Raw genomic sequence first — 16,612 nt, 5'->3', positions numbered from 1 at the left:
TCCCGGCGCCGGCCTGCAGGTTCACCGCCGACGGCGGTGGGCCAGTTGCTGCACCACGGCCACCATGCGGTCGACTTCTTCGCAGGTGTTGTAGAAGGCCAGTGACGGCCGCACCGTGGTTTCCAGGCCGAAGCGGCGCAGGATGGGTTGTGCACAGTGGTGACCGGTGCGCACCGCAATGCCTTCCTGGTTCAGTGCCTGGCCCACTTCTTCGGTGCTGTAGCCCGCCAGCACGAAGCTGAGCACGCTGGCCTTGTGGGCCGCGGTGCCCACCAGCCGCACGCCGGGGATGGGCCGGATGTGGTGGGTGGCGTAGTCCAGCAGCGCATGCTCATAAGCGCCGATGGCTTCGATGCCGATGCGCTCCACATACTGCAGCGCCGCGCCCAGGCCCACCGCATCGGCGATGTTGCCGGTGCCGGCCTCGAAGCGCGTGGGCGGCCCGTGGTAGACGGTGCGCTCGAAGGTCACGTCGGCAATCATGTTGCCGCCGCCCTGCCAGGGCGGCATGTCCTCCAGCACCTCGCGCTTGCCATACACCGCGCCGATGCCGGTGGGCCCGAAGATCTTGTGGCCCGAGAACACGAAGAAGTCGGCGTCCAGCGCCCGCACGTCCACCCGCATGTGCGAGACCGACTGCGCGCCGTCCACCAGCGCCCGCGCGCCGGCCGCATGGGCCATGGCCACGATCTGCTGCACCGGCGTGACGGTGCCCAGCGCATTCGACACCTGGGTGCACGAGACGAGCTTGGTGCGCGGGCCCAGCAGCTTGGCGTACTCAGACAGGATGACCTGGCCGTCGTCGTCCACCGGGATCACGCGGATCACCGCGCCCTTCTCGGCCGCCAGCTGCTGCCAGGGCACGATGTTGGCGTGGTGCTCCAGGTGCGAGACGATGATCTCGTCGCCCGCCCCGATGTGCTTGGCGCCCCAGCTCTTGGCGATCAGGTTGATGCCTTCGGTGGTGCCCCGCACGAAGATCACCTCGTCCACGCTGCCGGCGCCGATGAAGCGGCGCACGGTTTCGCGCGCGCCCTCGTAGGCGTCGGTGGCGCGGGCGGCCAGCGTGTGCGCCGCCCGGTGGATGTTGGAGTTCTCGTGCGCGTAGAAGTACGCCAGCCGGTCGATCACCGCCTGCGGCTTGTGGGTGGTGGCCGCGTTGTCGAACCACACCAGCTGCTTGCCGTTCACCCGCTCCTGCAGGATGGGGAAGTCACGGCGCACCGCGTTCACGTCGAAGGCCGGTGTTGCGGCTGGCGTCGCCGGGGCCGCAGCCGCCGGTGCGCGCGTGCCCGGGCCATCGATGAAGTAGTAGCCGGTGGCACCCGCGGGCGCCGGCACGCCGGCACCGGGCAAGCCGCCATGGCCAGGGTGGCCGGGCAGTGGCAGCGCCGGCACCTGCGGCAACTGGGGCACGCCCAGCAGCTGGCTGCCGGCACGGCCGTCGTAGGCCGGCGCGGCCACCAGCGCATGGTCGGGCACGCCGTTGGGCGCCTGCGCATGCGGCAGCAGCGAAGGCGCCTGCGCCGCCACGTTGGCCGGGGCCTGCGGCGAGCTGGGCACCAGGTTGGCGCCCGGTGCGGTGGCGCCCAGCGGCTGCAGCGAAGGCGTGGCCGGGCCGTGGCTGCCGGGCGGCAGCGCCAGGCCGGCAGGCTGCACGTTGGCCGGCACCGGCACGCCGCCCACCGCCGGGTTGGCCTGGCCGACCGGCGACGCGACCGCGCCCAGCACGGGCGCGGCGGGCAGCGAAGCCGGCAACGACGGTGCGCCCCCCGGCAGCGCCGCGAAGAACTCGCCCGCCAGCCGCGCCAGCGTGGCCGCGTCGGGCAGGCCCGGCGGCGGCACCGGGTGCGCCACGTTGTCGAGAAGGGTGTCCACGCTCATGCCGGTGGTCACTTGTAGGTGTCGGGGTACTCGTGGTACTTGCCGATCTCGACGTCTTCCAGCACCGCCAGCGCGTCGTCGGTCTGCACCGCCAGCGAGCAGTACAGCGAGATCAGGTACGAAGCGATGGCGTTGCGGTTGATGCCCATGAAGCGCACGCTCAGGCCCGGGCTTTGTTCACCGGCCAGGCCCGGCTGGTACAGGCCCACTACGCCCTGGCGCTTGTCGCCCACGCGCAGCAGCAGGATCTTGGTCTTGCCATCGGCCACCGGCACCTTGTCGCTGGGAATCAGCGGCAGGCCGCGCCAGGTCAGGAACTGGCTGCCGAACAGGCTCACCGTCGGCGGCGGCACGCCGCGGCGGGTGCACTCACGGCCGAAGGCGGCGATGGCCAGCGGGTGGGTCAGGAAGAAGGCGGGCTCCTTCCACACCTTGCTCAGCAGCTCGTCCAGGTCGTCGGGCGTGGGCGCGCCGGTCAGCGGGTACACCACCTGGTCGGGGTGCACGCTGGCCAGCAGGCCGTAGTCGGGGTTGTTGATCAGCTCGCTTTCCTGGCGCTCCTTGATCGTCTCGATCGTCAGGCGCAGCTGTTCCTTGATCTGGTCGTGCGGGCTGCTGTACAGGTCGCTGACACGGGTGTGCACGTCCAGCACGGTGCTGACGGCATTCAGGAAGTACTCGCGCGGCTGCTCTTCGTAGTTGACGAAGGTGCTGGGCAGGCGCGATTCGTCGCGCTGGGTGCAGGCCACCAGCACGTCGTTCGGGTTGCTGACCTTGTTCAGGCGGTAGATGCCCGCCTCCACCGGCAGCCATTGCAGCAGGTGCGTCAGCCAGCGCGGGCTGATGGTGGACAGGACCGGCGCGGTCTTGGTGGCATTGGCCAGCTGGCGAGCGGCGTTGTCGCCCAGCGCCAATTGCGGCGCGGCGGATGCTTCAGACATGGAAACTCCCTTGAATGGAACTACTTGTTGTGAATAACGAAAGTACGAATCCGAATATCGCTGCGCCACCCCTGCCGGATCAACCGGCTATAGCCAGCGAAAGGCCTCGGCCGCACGGTCGGCCTCGGTCTGCTCGCAGTGCTGCAGCAGGCGCGACAGCGGCACGCCCAGCGCAGCGGCCAGCTTGGCGGCGGTGGCCAGCGAGGGCATCACCACGCCGCGTTCCACCTCGCCCATGTACGAGCGATTGAGCTCGGCTTCGCCGGCCAGCCGCTCCTGCGACCAGCCGCGGCCTTCGCGCAGCTGGCGCACCACCGCGCCAAAGCGGCCCACCGCCAGCGTGGGCGGCGGCACCTCGGAAGCCGGGCTGCCCGGCATCGGCACGCCGACCGCCATCACGCCACCCCCGGTCCGGTGCTGGTGGGGTGGGCCTGCGTGATGCGGCTGCCCGGCGGCACACTGTGCGTGAGCCAGACGTTGCCGCCGATGGTGGAGCCGCGACCGATGGTCACGCGGCCCAGCACCGTGGCACCGGCATAGATCACCACGTCGTCTTCCAGCAGCGGGTGGCGGGCGCCGCCCTTCTGGATGTGGCCCTCTTCGTCGGTCTCGAAGCGGCGGGCACCCAGCGTCACCGCCTGGTACAGCCGCACGTTGCGGCCGATCTCGGCGGTCTCGCCGATGACCACGCCGGTGCCGTGATCGATGAAGAAGCCCGCGCCGATGCGTGCGCCCGGGTGGATGTCGATCCCGGTCTCGCCATGGGCCAGCTCGGCCACGATGCGGGCCAAGAGCGGCGTGCCCAGCTCGTACAGCCGGTGGGCGATGCGGTGGTGGATCATGGCCTGGATGCCCGGGTAGCACAGCAGCACCTCGTCCACGCTGCGTGCGGCGGGGTCGCCCTGGTAGGCGGCCAGCACGTCGCTGTCCAGCAGGGCGCGGATGCCGGGCAGCGACTGGCCGAAAGACCGCACCAGCGCCACCGCGCGGGCATCGGCCTCGGCCAGCGCCTGGTCCCGATCGGCCGCGCCGCGCGCACGGTGGCGCAGCTCCAGCCGCACCTGCACCAGCAGCTCGGCCAGCGCCTGCTGCAGCGTATGGGCGATGTAGTCGTCCTCATGCTCCTGCCGCAGCTCAGGCGGGCCCAGCCGCATCGGGAACAAGGCGCCCCGCAACTGGCCCACCACCGCGGCCAGCGCCTCGCGCGAGGGCAGCTCGCGGCCGCCCACTTCCTGCAGCCGGTTCTGCGCGGTGCGCCAGCGCTCACGCGCGGCGCGCAGCTCGGCCACGATGCCCGGCACGCCCAGCATGCCGGTCAAGCCCTCCACGCCCAGCGTGCCGGCCTGAAACTGGTCGTTCAGTCCTGTTGCCACGGCAGCCCCTGGTAGCGCCATCCATCGGCGGTGCCGCGCTGCTGCGCGGCATTCAGCTCGCCTTCAAAGCCTTCACGGATGTTGAACACGCGGGTGAAGCCGGCCTTGGCGGCGGCTTCTGCCGCCAGCGCCGACCGCTTGCCGCTGCGGCACAGCAGCAGCACCGGGTCGTGGCGGCCGACCTTGGCTTCCAGCTCGCGCACGAAGCGCGGGTTGCGGGTCAGCGCGGTGCCGGTGGCCCAGGCCACGTGCAAGGTGCCGGGCACCTGGCCGACGAACTTGCGCTCCTCGGCGGTGCGCACGTCGACGATGCGGGCCTGGCCGGCCTGGAACAGCTCCCAGGCCTGCTGCGGGCTGACGCTGCCGGAGAAGGGCAGGCCCAGCGCCGTGGCTTCGGCCTGGGCCGCCTGCAAGGTGGGGTGGAGGACAACTTCTTCGAGAACGGCGGACATCGGTACGGCTCCTGTTCGGGTGGCGATAGACGGCAACGCCAGCCTAAGCAGGGCACCGCCGGCAGCCAAGGAAGCGATTCGTCTTTGGATATGCGCCGGCTGTAACAAGAGCAGGGGGCAGCTGCGCGCGCACCGCATATGCGCCCGCCGCGTTTGCATAGCCGCAGCGCTTCGTTCGCAGTCGGCGCCCCGGCCCGTAGGCTGGCCGCCGTGACCGCCCATCTGCTGACCCTGCCCGACTCCCCGGCCCTGGCCCTGGCCCTGAGCATCCGCGCCAAGGCCTTGTTGTTCCACGACCCGCGCTCGCTGGCGCTGCTGCACCAGATCGAGCGCCTGGCCCGCACCGAAGCCACCGTGCTGCTGGTGGGTGAAACCGGCACCGGCAAGGAGCTGGTGGCCCGCCATGTGCACCAGCTCAGCGGCCGCAGCGGTCCCTTCGTGGCGGTGAACTGTGGCGCCTTCAGCGAACAGCTGATCGATGCCGAGCTGTTCGGCCACGAGGCAGGCGCCTATACCGGCGCCGCCGGTGCCCGCGCCGGCTGGTTCGAGGCCGCCAACGGCGGCACGCTGTTCCTCGACGAGATCGGCGACCTGCCGCTGGCACTGCAGGTCAAGCTGCTGCGCGTGCTACAGGAACGGCAGGTGGTGCGCCTGGGCGCGCGCCGGCCGGTGGCGCTGGATGTGCGGCTGGTGGCCGCCACCAACGTCGACCTGCAGCGCGCGGTGCAGGCGCAGCACTTCCGCGCCGACCTGTACTACCGCCTGAACGTGGCACCGCTGGCGCTGCCGCCGCTGCGCGAGCGGCAGGGCGACATCCTGCCGCTGGCGCGCCACTTCATCGGCGTCTACGGGCCCAAGCTGGGCCTGGCCCATGCGCGCCTGGCGCCCGAGGCGCAAGCCGCGCTGCTGCAGCACGCCTGGCCCGGCAACATCCGCGAGCTGGAGAACGTGGTGCACTTCGCGCTCATCGTCTGCCGCGACGGCCTGGTGCGCCGCGAGGACCTGCGGCTGGTGGGCCCCGCGATGACCGCGTCCGCTGGCGGCCGGCCGGCCCCGGCCCAGCTGCCGCCGCTGGATGCGCCGCCTGATGCCCAAGAGCGGCTGGCCGCGCTGTTCGACACCTTGCTGGCCGAGCGCACACCGGCGCTGTACCCGCTGGTGGAAGAGACGCTGGTGCGCTGCGCCTACGAGGCCTGCAACGAGAACCAGGTGCGCAGCGCACGGCTGCTGGGGGTGACGCGCAACACCTTGCGCACCTTGCTCAAGCGCCACGGCCTGCTGGTGGATGCCTTGCCCCACCCCGGCGACGATGTGCTGCCCGCCGAGACCGACGACCATGCCAAGATGAGCCAAGCCGCCGCCACGGTGCGCGGCCCGATGTCACCTGGAGCACTTCGCCATGAGCAACCTCACCCCTGATTCCGCTGGCTGGACCTTCTACACCGCGCCAGGCACCTGCGCGCAGGCCGTGCACATCGCGCTGCATGAAGCGCAAGCCACCTTCCGGCTGGTGAAGCTGGACTTCACGCAGCAGCAGCAGCAAAGCCCCGAGTACCTCGCGCTCAACCCCAAGGGCCGGGTGCCGGCGCTGGCCACGCCGCAAGGCGTGCTCACCGAAGTGCCGGCGCTGCTGCTGTTCATTGCGCAGACCCATCCGCAGGCCGGTCTGGCGCCGCTGGACGATGCTTTCGCGCTGGCGCGCCTGAACGAGCTGTCGGCCTACCTGGCCTCCACCGTGCACGTGGCGCATGCGCACAAGCGGCGCGGCGCGCGCTGGGCCGACGACGCCGCCGCCATCGAGGCGATGAAGGCCAAGGTGCCGCAGACGATGACGGCCTGCGCGCAGCAGCTGGAAGCCTGGCTGGCGGCCACGGCCGAGCAAGGACCTTATGTACTGGGCGCGCGCTACAGCGTGGCCGATGCCTACCTGTTCACCATCACCGGCTGGCTGGAAGGTGATGGCGTGGACGTGCAGGCCTTCCCGCGCCTGAGGGCCCACCACGCGCTGATCGCCCAGCGGCCCGCCACGCGGCGGGCCCTGGAAGAAGCCGGCGGCTGAACGTCGCCGGCGGCGTTCAGCGCTTGATGGAAGCTTCAGGCTGCGGCGTCAGCCGCAGGTAGGGCGTCACTGCGGTGTAGCCCTTGGGGAACTTCTGGGCGATCACTTCCGGGTCCTGCAGCGAAGGCACGATCACCACGTCGTCGCCCTGCTTCCAGTTGCCCGGCGTGGCCACGCTGTGGTGGTCGGTCAGCTGCAGCGAGTCGATCACGCGCAGGATCTCGTCGAAGTTGCGGCCGGTGCTGGCCGGGTAGGTGATCACCAGCCGCACCTTCTTGGCCGGGTCGATGACGAACAGCGAGCGCACCGTGGCCGTGGCGCTGGCGTTGGGGTGGATCAGGTCGTACAGTTCGCTCACCTTGCGGTCGGCATCCGCGATGATGGGAAAGTTGACCTGCGTGTGCTGCGTGCGGTTGATGTCCTCGATCCACTGGCCGTGCTTGTCCACCGGGTCGACCGACAGCGCGATCACCTTCACGTTGCGCTTGGCGAATTCATCCTTCAGCTTGGCCGTCAGGCCCAGCTCGGTGGTGCACACCGGCGTGAAGTCGGCGGGGTGCGAAAACAGCACGCCCCAGCTGTCGCCCAGCCATTCATGGAAGCGGATGGGGCCGGCGCTGGAGGCCTGCTCGAAGTCGGGGGCGGTGTCGCCAAGTCTCAAGGTGGGCATGGGGGCTCCTTCTCAAAGTGCGAACGACCATTCGGCAAAGGCCGCGCGGTCAGGGCGGTGGGTGCGTTCCAGCCGCTGGCTCATGGTGGTCACCCAGCGGCGGGCCAGCGGCAGCGGGCCGAAACCCGCCTCGGTGTTGATGTGCCCGGCATTACCGAGGTTGATGGTGGAGCTGCCCCAGCGTTGGGCCAGGCGGCGCGCATGGCTGGCGCTCATCCAGGGGTCGGTCTCGCTGATCAGCATGGTGCTGGGCAAGCCCAGCGGCTGCGTGGGCAGCAGCGAGGCCACACCAAACTTGTCGGGGTCGGCCGGCGCCACCAGCAGCGCGGCGGCGATGGGCGAATCGGGCTGCAGCGCCAGGTGGCGGGCCACGGCCAGGCAGCCGAAGCTGTGCGCCACCGCGATCCACGGGCCGGCGCCGGCACGCTCCAGCGTGCTGTCGATGCGCGAGGCCCAGCGGTCCAGGTCGGGCAGCGTCCAGTCGCGCTGCACCACCCGCACGGCGCGGCGGTCGCCCTGTTGCAGCCAGCTTTGCCAATGCGCAGGCCCGCTGTCGTGCAAGCCCGGCACGATCAACAGGCGCGGCGCGTTGCGCGGATGGCGGGTGACGAAGGCGGGCACCATCAGTAGGTCCTGCTACGGCGTCACAGCGTGGCGATCGACACCTCGGTCGACTTCACCAGCGCGATCACTTCCTTGCCGGGCACGATGCCCAGTTCCTTGACCGAACGGGTGGTGATGACCGAGGTGACGATCAGGCCGCCGGCGGTTTCGACGTCCACTTCGGACACGACCGGGCCTTCGATCACTTCGCGGACCTTGCCGCGGAACTGATTGCGCACGTTGATGGCGTTGATGCTCATGCTCTTCCTTCAAGCTGCAGGGGCAGCGGATGCAGGTCAGCGTAGGCCGCCGCGCTTAGTCGGCCAACGAAGGCTTTTGCAGCTTGACATGCGTGCAGCGATGATGCTGGTCCGGTGCCGCGTGGGGATGGCTGAATCCATCGGCGCTCAATCATTCGACGTGGCGGCTGAGCACTGCTTCAACTGGCATTCCGATAGGGCAATCAGTCTCTCGAGCACCGTTTTGTCAAAGCTGCTGAGCGTGACAGACCGGTACAGCTGCGCGAGCAGATCGACCAGCGTGGAGCCGGCGATGTCGCCATGGCCATCCATGATCTTGTCGTCTCGGACGATGACGTTCCATATCGGCGTTCGTGCCGAGTGGTACTCGGGCACTTGTTGCTTCTCGAGCAACACGGCATGCGCTGGCTCGTTGTAGTCCGGCATGTAGTACGGGAGATGGCTTAGCACCGAGCCGCCAAGAAAGCCCATGCTCCATCCGCTCTCCGCCAGCCTGGAACCACCGCGCCGAGGCAGCCGATGGGCCAGGTTGCTGTCGACCATCGCCCCGTTGACGCGTGTGTCCTGGTCCCGAGCCGAAAGGACATCGGAACTCGGGCAAAACATCTGCCATCGGGGCGGCGAATCCTTACCGGCCGGACAGTTGGCACGAATCGAAGCGGCATGTTCAGCGCGCACCGTCAGTGCTTGAAGGCTACTCGCACGCATTCTTTCGAACTCGACCTGCGCCTGGACTGAGCGTACCGGGATCCCCGTCAACCTGGCGGTTGCCTGCCGCTGCGATTCTTCATCGTCGAGATCACGAAGGAAACGGGCGTCGTGCGACTGTTGAGCCAGATACTCCTTCCAGCCAAGCAGCTCGTGCGTGTTGTACCTTGGGTTATGTCCCAATGTCCGTAGACTGCTGCGCCCTTCCTCGGCCGCGATGTATGCACGCTCTTCTGCCGTGAGTCGGTCGTTGTAGGGGCTGTTGCTCTCAAAGAAGGTGCCCACGAACCGCACCGCACGGAAGGCCTGGCGGGTTGCGAAATCATTCAGCGAAGTCAAAACCACCATGACTGGCTTTTGATTCGGACAAAAACCATCAGCGCCTTGATCTCTTCCAGCCCGCTGGGCGATCGCCTCATACAGCGGTTCATACCTCGCGCCCTCAACGGCAGGATTCAGCAGGATGATGAGATCGGCATACCCTTGGACCAGCGCCCGGCCACTCGAAGGATCGCCCGGCACCACCTGGCATGTCACGTCGTTGGGGACTTCGAAGCGACCCCGGGTCACACTCTCCACCAATTGCTGTGAAACAGCGTTGTGCACGATGAGAGCGCCGTACGAATGCCCCACGATCAGGTGGCGTACAGCCAAACATTGGAAAACCTCACTGTGCACGGCGCCGGCCTGAACCGGTGCGTTCACCAATTCCTTGAAAGCACACCGGGTCTTCTCGTCCTCATTTCGCGTTTGTTGGTAGGCCCGAATCGTTCCGAGGAGTTCGCGCACCGAGCCCACTGCCACGTTCTGCGCCGTGTTCTTCCGATCCCAGACAGACATCCACTCCCATGGCTCAAGAATGCTTCTGAGGGCGCCACGTGGCGCGTCCGTCACTGTCGTGGACAACCCGCGCCATCCGACGAAGATGCCCACGACGTCTCTTGGGCAATCGGCGGGGTTGTAGTGCGGCTTGGACTGCTCACCTTGGTAGGTGTAGCGCAAGACCTTGCGAGCCAGGTTCAGGTGCTCGTCGTCGTAGCGTGCGTTGTGCCTCCAGCCGTGCACAAAAGTGACGATGCTCAGGCCAGTTCCCACACCCGCACCTGAACCGGGACAGTCGGCTTTGGAACGAGTTGATTCGACGCGAACCTTCTTCAAGTACTCGAACAACTGCTCCATCTGCCGGCGATCGTGGTAGCGCCCTTGTTCGTCGAACTCGACGAAGAACAATCGATATTCCTTCGTCACCTCGATCGACTGCTTGTAGCAGGGCAACCGTTCGGTCGCGATCTGTGCGCGCAGTTCGACCTCGCGCTCAACGCCACTGGCGTCTCGCTCAACCTTGACGCACGGCGCGGACAAGGTGGCTTCCTCTTCAGCCGTCGAGAAGTGGTTCCGATATGGTGCGACGGAAGTACAGCCACTGAGCAGGAACAAGCACAGCAGAGCCCAGGTCGGAAGAATGCAATCGATGAGTCGAGTCATGACAGCCGCTCCTTCAAATGATCAGATCAGCCACAAGTGGCAGCCCTGCCGCCACGCCTGCCCAACGCGTGCAGCCTAAGCGGGTGCAGCAAGGCCGACACCCTCCCATGTGATGAGGGACCTATGCGCCAAAGACCTATCGAAGCCGCGCTAGAGGCAGGTGCCACGAGCGCCCAGTAAGACGGTTCCCAAGGATCGACCTGCGGAAACCTTCGTTGGCCGCGGGCCGCGGGCTGCCTAGCCTTGCGCCCTTATGACTACACCCCACCGCATCACCGTCGTCATCGGCAATACCGGTGAACGTTCCCGCACCAAGGTGCTGGCCCAGGCCATTGCCGATGGCCTGTCGGCCGCCCTGCCCGTCACCGTGCAGACGGTGGAAATCTGGAAGCTGGCGCCGCAGATCGGCCCGGCCCTGACGCCGCAAGGCTTGCCCGACGAAGCCGCCGCCGCGCTGCGCGCCATTGCCAGCGCCGACCTGCTGGTGGCGGTGACGCCCGTCTACAAGGGTTCGTACACCGGCCTCTTCAAGCACCTGTTCGACCTGGTGCCGCCCGATGCGCTGGTGGGCCGCCCGGTGCTGCTGGCCGCCAACGGTGGCAGCGACCGCCATGCGCTGGTGGTGGACCACCAGCTGCGGCCGCTGTTCGGCTTCTTCCGCGCACTGACCGTGCCTTCGGCGGTATACGCCGCGGAGGCCGACTTCGACGGCTACACGCTCAACAGCACCGCGCTGCAGGCCCGCATCGATGAAGCGGTGCAGCAGGCGCAAGCGCTGCTGGCCGCCCGCGCCCCCGCGCAAGACGTGCTCCGCGAGGCCGCCTGATGAACACCACCCGCCGCACCCTGGCCCGGCTGGGCCTGGCCACCACGCTGGCCCTGGCGCTGGGCACCGCCGCTGCGCAAGGCGGCGAGGTGCTGCGCATCGGCTTCCAGAAGTCGGCCAGCCTGCTCACGCTGCAAAAGGCGCAGGGCACGCTGGAAAAGAAGCTGGCGCCGCTGGGTGTGGCCGTGAAGTGGATGGAATTTCCCGCCGGCCCGCAGCTGCTGGAAGGCCTGAACGTCGGCGCCATCGACGTGGGCTACGTGGGTGAAGCACCGCCCATCTTCGCGCAGGCCGCGGGCGCCAGCTTCGTGTACGTGGGCAACGACCCGGCCGCGCCGCAGGCCGAGGCCATCGTGGTGCCCAAGGACTCGGCCATCAAGACCGTGGCCGACCTGCGCGGCAAGAAGGTGGCGCTGAACAAGGGCAGCAACGTGCACTACCTGCTGGTGCGCGCGCTGGAAAAAGCCGGCCTGCAGTACACCGACATCCAGCCCGTGTTCCTGCCGCCGGCCGACGCCCGCGCCGCCTTCGAGAAGGGCGCGGTCGATGCCTGGGTGATCTGGGACCCCTTCCTGGCCGCCGTGGAAAAGCAGACTGGCGCCCGCATCGTGGCCGATGGCCGCGGCCTGGTGAACAACTACGCCTACTACCTGGCCGAGCGCAACTACGCGCAGAAAAAGCCGCAGGTCATCCGCGTGCTGTTCGAGGACAGCGTGGAACAGGGCCGCTGGCTGAAGGCCAACACCGCCCAGGCCGCGCAATTGATCGCGCCGATCCAGGGCCTGGACGTGGAGATCGTCGAACGAGCGCTGCAGCGCAACCAGTTCGGCGTGCAGCCGCTCACCCCTGCGGTGGCCGCCGAGCAGCAGAAGATCGCCGACGTCTTCCATGCGCTCAAGCTGATCCCGAAGCCGCTGCGCATCAGCGATGCGTTGCCGGCCGCCGCCAACTGAAGACTGCTGTCATGTCTCTGAAGATCCTCTGGTTCATCCCCACCCATGGCGACAGCCGCTACCTGGGCACCGCCCAGGGCGGCCGCCAGGCCGACTTCAACTACTTCAAGCAGGTGGCGGTGGCCGCCGACACGCTGGGCTACGAAGGCGTGCTCATTCCCACCGGCCGCTCCTGCGAAGACCCGTGGACGGTGGCTTCCAGCCTGATCGACGCGACGCGTCGGCTCAAGTTCCTGGTGGCGCTGCGGCCGGGGCTGATGACGCCGGTGCAGCAGGCCCGCATCGCCGCCACCTTCGACCGCCTGTCGGGCGGGCGGCTGCTGCTCAACCTGGTGACCGGCGGCGACGCCGAGGAGCTGGAGGGCGACGGCCTGTTCCTGCCGCATGCCGAGCGCTACGAGCTGTCCACCGAGTTCCTGACCATCTGGCGCGAGGTGCTGGCGCGCAGCCACAGCGGCACGCCCTACGACCACGAAGGCAAGCACCTGCGCGTCAAGGGCGCCAAGCTGCTGTACCCGCCGGTGCAGGCGCCTTACCCGCCTCTCTTCTTCGGCGGTTCATCGCCCGAGGCGCATGAGCTGGCCGCGCAGCAGCTGGACACCTACCTGACCTGGGGCGAGCCGCCGGCCGCGGTGGCCGCCAAGGTGGCCGACATCCGCGAACGCGCCGCCCGCCATGGCCGCAAGCTGACCTACGGCATCCGGCTGCACGTGATCGTGCGCGAGACCGAGGACGAAGCCTGGGCCGCCGCGCGCGACCTGGTCAAGCACCTGGACCCGGCCACGGTGGCCGCGGCACAGAAGAAGTTCGCCAGCATGGACAGCGAAGGCCAACGCCGCATGGCCGCGCTGCACGGCGGCCAGTTCGACCCGACCGACATCCGCAAGGGTCTGGAGGTGTATCCGCATCTGTGGGCCGGCGTGGGCCTGGTGCGTGGTGGTGCCGGCACCGCGCTGGTGGGCAACCCGCAGCAGGTGGCGGCGCTGATCAAGGAGTACGCCGACCTGGGGCTGGAGTACTTCGTGCTGTCGGGCTACCCCCACCTGGAAGAGGCCTACCGCTTCGCCGAGCTGGTGTTCCCGCTGCTGCCGCTGCAACTGCGCCAGAAGCTGGTGCAGCCGCAGCTCACCGGCCCGTTCGGCGAGATCGTCGCCAACAGCATCGTGCCGCGCGCGGCCTCGGCGAGCTGACATGGCGGCCGCTTCACGTTCGCTGCGCAGCGCCGCGCCCTGGGTGGTGCCGGTGCTGGTGATCCTGGGCTGGCAGGCGGCCTCGTCGCTGGGCTGGCTGTCCACCCGCGTACTGCCCGAGCCGCTGGCGGTGGTCAAGGCCTTCTTCAGCCTGGCCCAGTCGGGCGAGCTGTGGACCCACGTGGCCGTCAGCACCCGCCGCGCCGCGCTGGGCTTTGCCATCGGCGGCGGCCTGGGGCTGCTGCTGGGCCTGCTCACCGGCAGCTTCAAGGCGGCCGAGACGCTGCTGGACTCCACGCTGCAGATGGTGCGCAATATCCCGGCGCTGGCGCTGATTCCACTGGTCATCCTGTGGTTCGGCATCGACGAGACGGCCAAGCTGTTCCTGGTGTCGCTCGGGGTGTTCTTCCCGATCTACCTCAACACCTTCCACGGCATCCGCTCGGTGGACAAGGGGCTGATCGAGATGGCCCGCAGCTACGGCCTGCGCGGCTGGCAGTTGTATAGGCAAGTCATCCTGCCGGGCGCGCTGCCCTCCATCCTGGTGGGCGTGCGCTTCAGCCTGGGCCTGACCTGGGTGCTGCTGATCGTGGCCGAGACCATCTCCGCCCAGGCCGGCATCGGCTACCTGACGATGAACGCCCGCGAGTTTTTGCAGACCGACGTGGTGCTGGTGGGCATCCTGCTGTATGCGCTGCTGGGCAAGCTGGCCGACCTGCTGGCCAAGGGCCTGGAGCGCTGGTGGCTGCGCTGGCACCCCGGCTACCAACCCGCCTGACCGGGCGGACCCATGAGAACGACGACGATGGTGCACCCCTTCCTGTTCGACATCGACGGCACGGCCGCGCTGGAACACCCGGCCACGGCGCGGCCGCAGGCCGCCCCCGCGCCACTGCGGCGCAGCGTGCCCAGCGCGCCCCGCGGACTGGACGTGCAGTTGCGCGGCGTGGGCAAGCGCTATGGCGAGCGCACGGTGCTGCACGACATCGACCTCGACATCCGCCCGGGCGAATTCGTGGCCATCGTGGGCCGCAGCGGCTGCGGCAAGAGCACGCTGCTGCGGCTGCTGGCGCAGCTCGAGCAACCCAGCAGCGGCCAGATCGCCGATGCCCAGGGCGCCGCGCTGTCCACGCACCAGGCCGAGATCCGCATCATGTTCCAGGACGCGCGGCTGCTGCCCTGGAAGCGGGTGATCGACAACATCGCGCTGGGCCTCACGGGCCCCGACCGCCGCGAGCGTGCGCTGGAGGCGCTGGCCCAGGTGGGGCTGGCCGACCGTGCGAACGAATGGCCGGCGGTGCTGTCAGGGGGCCAGCGCCAGCGCGTGGCCCTGGCACGCGCGCTGGTGCATGCGCCGCGGCTGCTGCTGCTGGATGAGCCGCTGGGCGCGCTGGATGCGTTGACCCGCATCGAGATGCACCGCCTGATCGAGAGCCTGTGGCAGCGCCATGGCTTCACCGCGCTGCTGGTGACGCACGACGTGGCCGAGGCCGTGGCCCTGGCCGACCGTGTGCTGCTGATCGAGGACCAGCGCGTGACGCTGGACCAACGCATCACGCTGCCACGGCCGCGGCAGCATGGCGAGCCGGCCTTCGCCCGCCATGAGTCGCAGATCCTGCAGCGGGTGCTGCAGCAGCCGGCGGCCGAGCCCGAGGCGCCCATCGACCAGCAGCGCTGGCGCTTCGCGGTGTAGCTGTCGGCCGCCGCCGACAAGCGGACGGCATGCCGCACCCTTGATGCGGCCGGCGCCATGGGGATGATCGAGCGCAAGCTCGAGGACTCCCCATGCCGCCCGTTTCGCAGACCCTGACCGCTTCATCCCGCCCGCCGATCACCGACCCGATGCGGGTGGCCGCCGGCCATGCGCCCAGCGCCGAACAGGCGGCAGCCCAGGTGCCGCCGCCGATGGACCCGCCGGTGCCGCTGTCGCGCCGCATCGTCAAGCTGGTGAAGGACGCGGTGAATGCCTGGGTGGACGACAACGCCTCCAGCATGGGGGCGGCGCTGGCCTACTACACGCTGTTCTCGGTGGCACCGCTGCTGCTGATCGTGCTGGCCATCGTCAGCATGGTGTTCGACGCCGAGGCCGCGCGCGGCCAGGTGTTCGAGCAGCTGCGCGGCATGATGGGCGCCGACGGTGCCGCCGCGGTGGAGGGTCTGGTGCAGAGCATGGGCCAGCCCTCCAAGGGCATCCTGGGCACCCTCATCGGCATGGTGGTGCTGGCCATCGGCGCCACCACGGTGTTCGCCGAGCTGCAGAACGACCTGGACCGCATCTGGCGCGCGCCGGCGCGGCCGCAGAGCAGCGGCATCTGGTCGCTGATACGCGCGCGGGTGCTGTCCTTCGGCATGGTGCTGGCCATCGGCTTCCTGCTGCTGGTGTCGCTGGCCATCAACGCGGCGGTGGCGGCCTGGGGCTCATGGACGGCACCGGCGGGCTACGAGGTGGTGGGTCAGCTCATCAACTTCTTCATCAGCTATGGCGTGGTGACGGTGGCCTTCGCGATGATCTACAAGTTCATGCCGCGGGTGCGCATCCAATGGCACGACGTGTGGGTGGGCGCGGCGCTCACCTCCTTGCTGTTCTCGGTGGGCAAGCTGCTGATCGGCCTGTACATCGGCAAGAGCGGCGTGGTCTCGGGCTTTGGCGCGGCCAGCTCCATCGTGGTGCTGCTGGTGTGGGTGTACTACTCGGCGCAGATCTTCCTGATGGGCGCGGAGCTGACCTGGGTGTACGCCCACGAATTCGGCTCGCGGCGCGGGCAGGTGCGGCCGACGTCGTCGGTGTCGCAATTGCTGGCCGAGGATGCGCCGGCGGAGCGGCAGGTGCATACGACGGCGGGGGCGCAGGGGCGCGGTTGATGAGGAACACCCTGCGCGGGGTGGGTGCTGGTTTCCGCAGGTCCGTGCGGGCGGGCCCGTAGCGCTGCATGGTTTCCAAGCCGAGCCTGCAAAGGGCTGGCACCAGCCAGTCCGAGCCGTGGGGTGGGCGGGGGGCGGAGGGGCGATTTCTGGGGCGGCGAGGAGCGCAGCGGCGAGGTCGGCGCGCGCCAGCGCGCTTCGTGAACTGACTCGCGGCAGTTGTTCGAGCGCAGTGAGCGAAAGCGAACGTAGCGAGTTCCGCCGCGCGACCTCGACGCGAGCACCGCAGCGCAGTCGGCCCGCAGGGCCGACCGCCCCAGCATGAGCACCGCCGCCCCCCGCCCAC

At 69.0% G+C, this 16,612-nt stretch carries 17 protein-coding genes; 8 read left to right on the top strand and 9 right to left on the bottom strand.

Going from position 1 to position 16,612, the window contains the following annotated elements:
* Positions 1-21: 21 nt before the first annotated feature.
* The 5 genes from MW290_RS09295 to MW290_RS09275 all read right to left on the bottom strand — a co-directional run bounded on the left by MW290_RS09295 (position 22) and on the right by MW290_RS09275 (position 4,650).
* Positions 22-1,884: a family 2A encapsulin nanocompartment cargo protein cysteine desulfurase gene (locus MW290_RS09295; RefSeq protein WP_250194387.1), complete on the bottom strand. Its 1,863-nt coding sequence runs from the start codon at positions 1,882-1,884 to the stop codon at positions 22-24.
* An 8-nt stretch (positions 1,885-1,892) separates the two neighbouring features.
* Positions 1,893-2,825 carry a family 2A encapsulin nanocompartment shell protein gene (locus MW290_RS09290; protein WP_250194386.1) on the bottom strand — a complete coding sequence of 311 codons (933 nt, stop codon included), beginning with the start codon at positions 2,823-2,825 and terminating at the stop codon, positions 1,893-1,895.
* A gap of 87 nt (positions 2,826-2,912) precedes the next feature.
* Positions 2,913-3,203 (bottom strand): helix-turn-helix domain-containing protein, encoded by a 291-nt coding sequence (locus MW290_RS09285; RefSeq protein WP_250196636.1) that lies wholly within the window; start codon positions 3,201-3,203, stop codon positions 2,913-2,915.
* Between the two features lie 17 nt (positions 3,204-3,220).
* Positions 3,221-4,135 (bottom strand): serine O-acetyltransferase EpsC, encoded by a 915-nt coding sequence (gene epsC, locus MW290_RS09280; RefSeq protein ID WP_250196635.1) that lies wholly within the window; start codon positions 4,133-4,135, stop codon positions 3,221-3,223.
* A 47-nt stretch (positions 4,136-4,182) separates the two neighbouring features.
* Positions 4,183-4,650, bottom strand: coding sequence for a rhodanese-like domain-containing protein (locus MW290_RS09275; protein WP_250194385.1), 468 nt, complete (start codon positions 4,648-4,650; stop codon positions 4,183-4,185).
* 201 nt (positions 4,651-4,851) lie between these two features.
* Between MW290_RS09275 and MW290_RS09270 the strand changes: the two genes are divergently transcribed.
* Positions 4,852-6,069: a sigma-54 interaction domain-containing protein gene (locus MW290_RS09270; RefSeq protein ID WP_375142836.1), complete on the top strand. Its 1,218-nt coding sequence runs from the start codon at positions 4,852-4,854 to the stop codon at positions 6,067-6,069.
* Positions 6,050-6,709: a glutathione S-transferase family protein gene (locus MW290_RS09265; protein ID WP_250194383.1), complete on the top strand. Its 660-nt coding sequence runs from the start codon at positions 6,050-6,052 to the stop codon at positions 6,707-6,709. The genes MW290_RS09270 and MW290_RS09265 overlap by 20 nt, the downstream gene beginning before the upstream one ends.
* 16 nt (positions 6,710-6,725) lie before the next feature.
* Here MW290_RS09265 and MW290_RS09260 read toward each other — a convergent pair whose 3' ends face one another.
* The 4 genes from MW290_RS09260 to MW290_RS09245 form a co-directional block, all read right to left on the bottom strand.
* The gene (locus tag MW290_RS09260) at positions 6,726-7,379 is read right to left on the bottom strand and encodes a peroxiredoxin (RefSeq protein WP_250194382.1); all 654 of its coding nucleotides are present in this window, start codon (positions 7,377-7,379) and stop codon (positions 6,726-6,728) included.
* 12 nt (positions 7,380-7,391) lie between these two features.
* A complete protein-coding gene (locus MW290_RS09255; protein ID WP_250194381.1) occupies positions 7,392-8,003 on the bottom strand; it encodes an RBBP9/YdeN family alpha/beta hydrolase in 612 nt (203 codons plus the stop codon).
* A gap of 20 nt (positions 8,004-8,023) precedes the next feature.
* The gene (locus MW290_RS09250; RefSeq protein ID WP_046113979.1) at positions 8,024-8,242 is read right to left on the bottom strand and encodes a TOBE domain-containing protein; all 219 of its coding nucleotides are present in this window, start codon (positions 8,240-8,242) and stop codon (positions 8,024-8,026) included.
* Between the two features lie 147 nt (positions 8,243-8,389).
* Positions 8,390-10,435: a hypothetical protein gene (locus tag MW290_RS09245; protein ID WP_250194380.1), complete on the bottom strand. Its 2,046-nt coding sequence runs from the start codon at positions 10,433-10,435 to the stop codon at positions 8,390-8,392.
* 253 nt (positions 10,436-10,688) lie between these two features.
* On the opposite strand from MW290_RS09245, the gene msuE reads away from it, so the two are divergent.
* From msuE to MW290_RS09215, 6 genes are all read left to right on the top strand, one after another.
* Positions 10,689-11,261 (top strand): FMN reductase, encoded by a 573-nt coding sequence (gene msuE / locus MW290_RS09240; protein ID WP_250194379.1) that lies wholly within the window; start codon positions 10,689-10,691, stop codon positions 11,259-11,261.
* Entirely contained in the window at positions 11,261-12,214 is a 954-nt protein-coding gene (locus MW290_RS09235) for a sulfonate ABC transporter substrate-binding protein (RefSeq protein WP_250194378.1), read from the top strand. The genes msuE and MW290_RS09235 overlap by 1 nt, the downstream gene beginning before the upstream one ends.
* A 17-nt stretch (positions 12,215-12,231) precedes the next feature.
* Positions 12,232-13,404 carry an FMNH2-dependent alkanesulfonate monooxygenase gene (gene ssuD, locus MW290_RS09230; RefSeq protein WP_250196634.1) on the top strand — a complete coding sequence of 391 codons (1,173 nt, stop codon included), beginning with the start codon at positions 12,232-12,234 and terminating at the stop codon, positions 13,402-13,404.
* A gap of 1 nt (position 13,405) precedes the next feature.
* Positions 13,406-14,182, top strand: a complete 777-nt coding sequence (gene ssuC / locus MW290_RS09225; RefSeq protein ID WP_250194377.1) for an aliphatic sulfonate ABC transporter permease SsuC — start codon at positions 13,406-13,408, stop codon at positions 14,180-14,182.
* Between the two features lie 12 nt (positions 14,183-14,194).
* Positions 14,195-15,097, top strand: coding sequence for an ATP-binding cassette domain-containing protein (locus MW290_RS09220; RefSeq protein WP_250194376.1), 903 nt, complete (start codon positions 14,195-14,197; stop codon positions 15,095-15,097).
* Between the two features lie 92 nt (positions 15,098-15,189).
* Positions 15,190-16,266: a YihY/virulence factor BrkB family protein gene (locus MW290_RS09215; RefSeq protein ID WP_250194375.1), complete on the top strand. Its 1,077-nt coding sequence runs from the start codon at positions 15,190-15,192 to the stop codon at positions 16,264-16,266.
* Positions 16,267-16,612: the final 346 nt, after the last annotated feature.

The organism is Aquincola tertiaricarbonis (genome assembly GCF_023573145.1).
In the GTDB taxonomy this organism is placed as follows: domain Bacteria; phylum Pseudomonadota; class Gammaproteobacteria; order Burkholderiales; family Burkholderiaceae_C; genus Aquincola; species Aquincola tertiaricarbonis_B.
The sequence above is the reverse complement of the archived record's forward strand: the minus strand, read 5'-3'. Positions and strand labels throughout refer to the sequence as shown.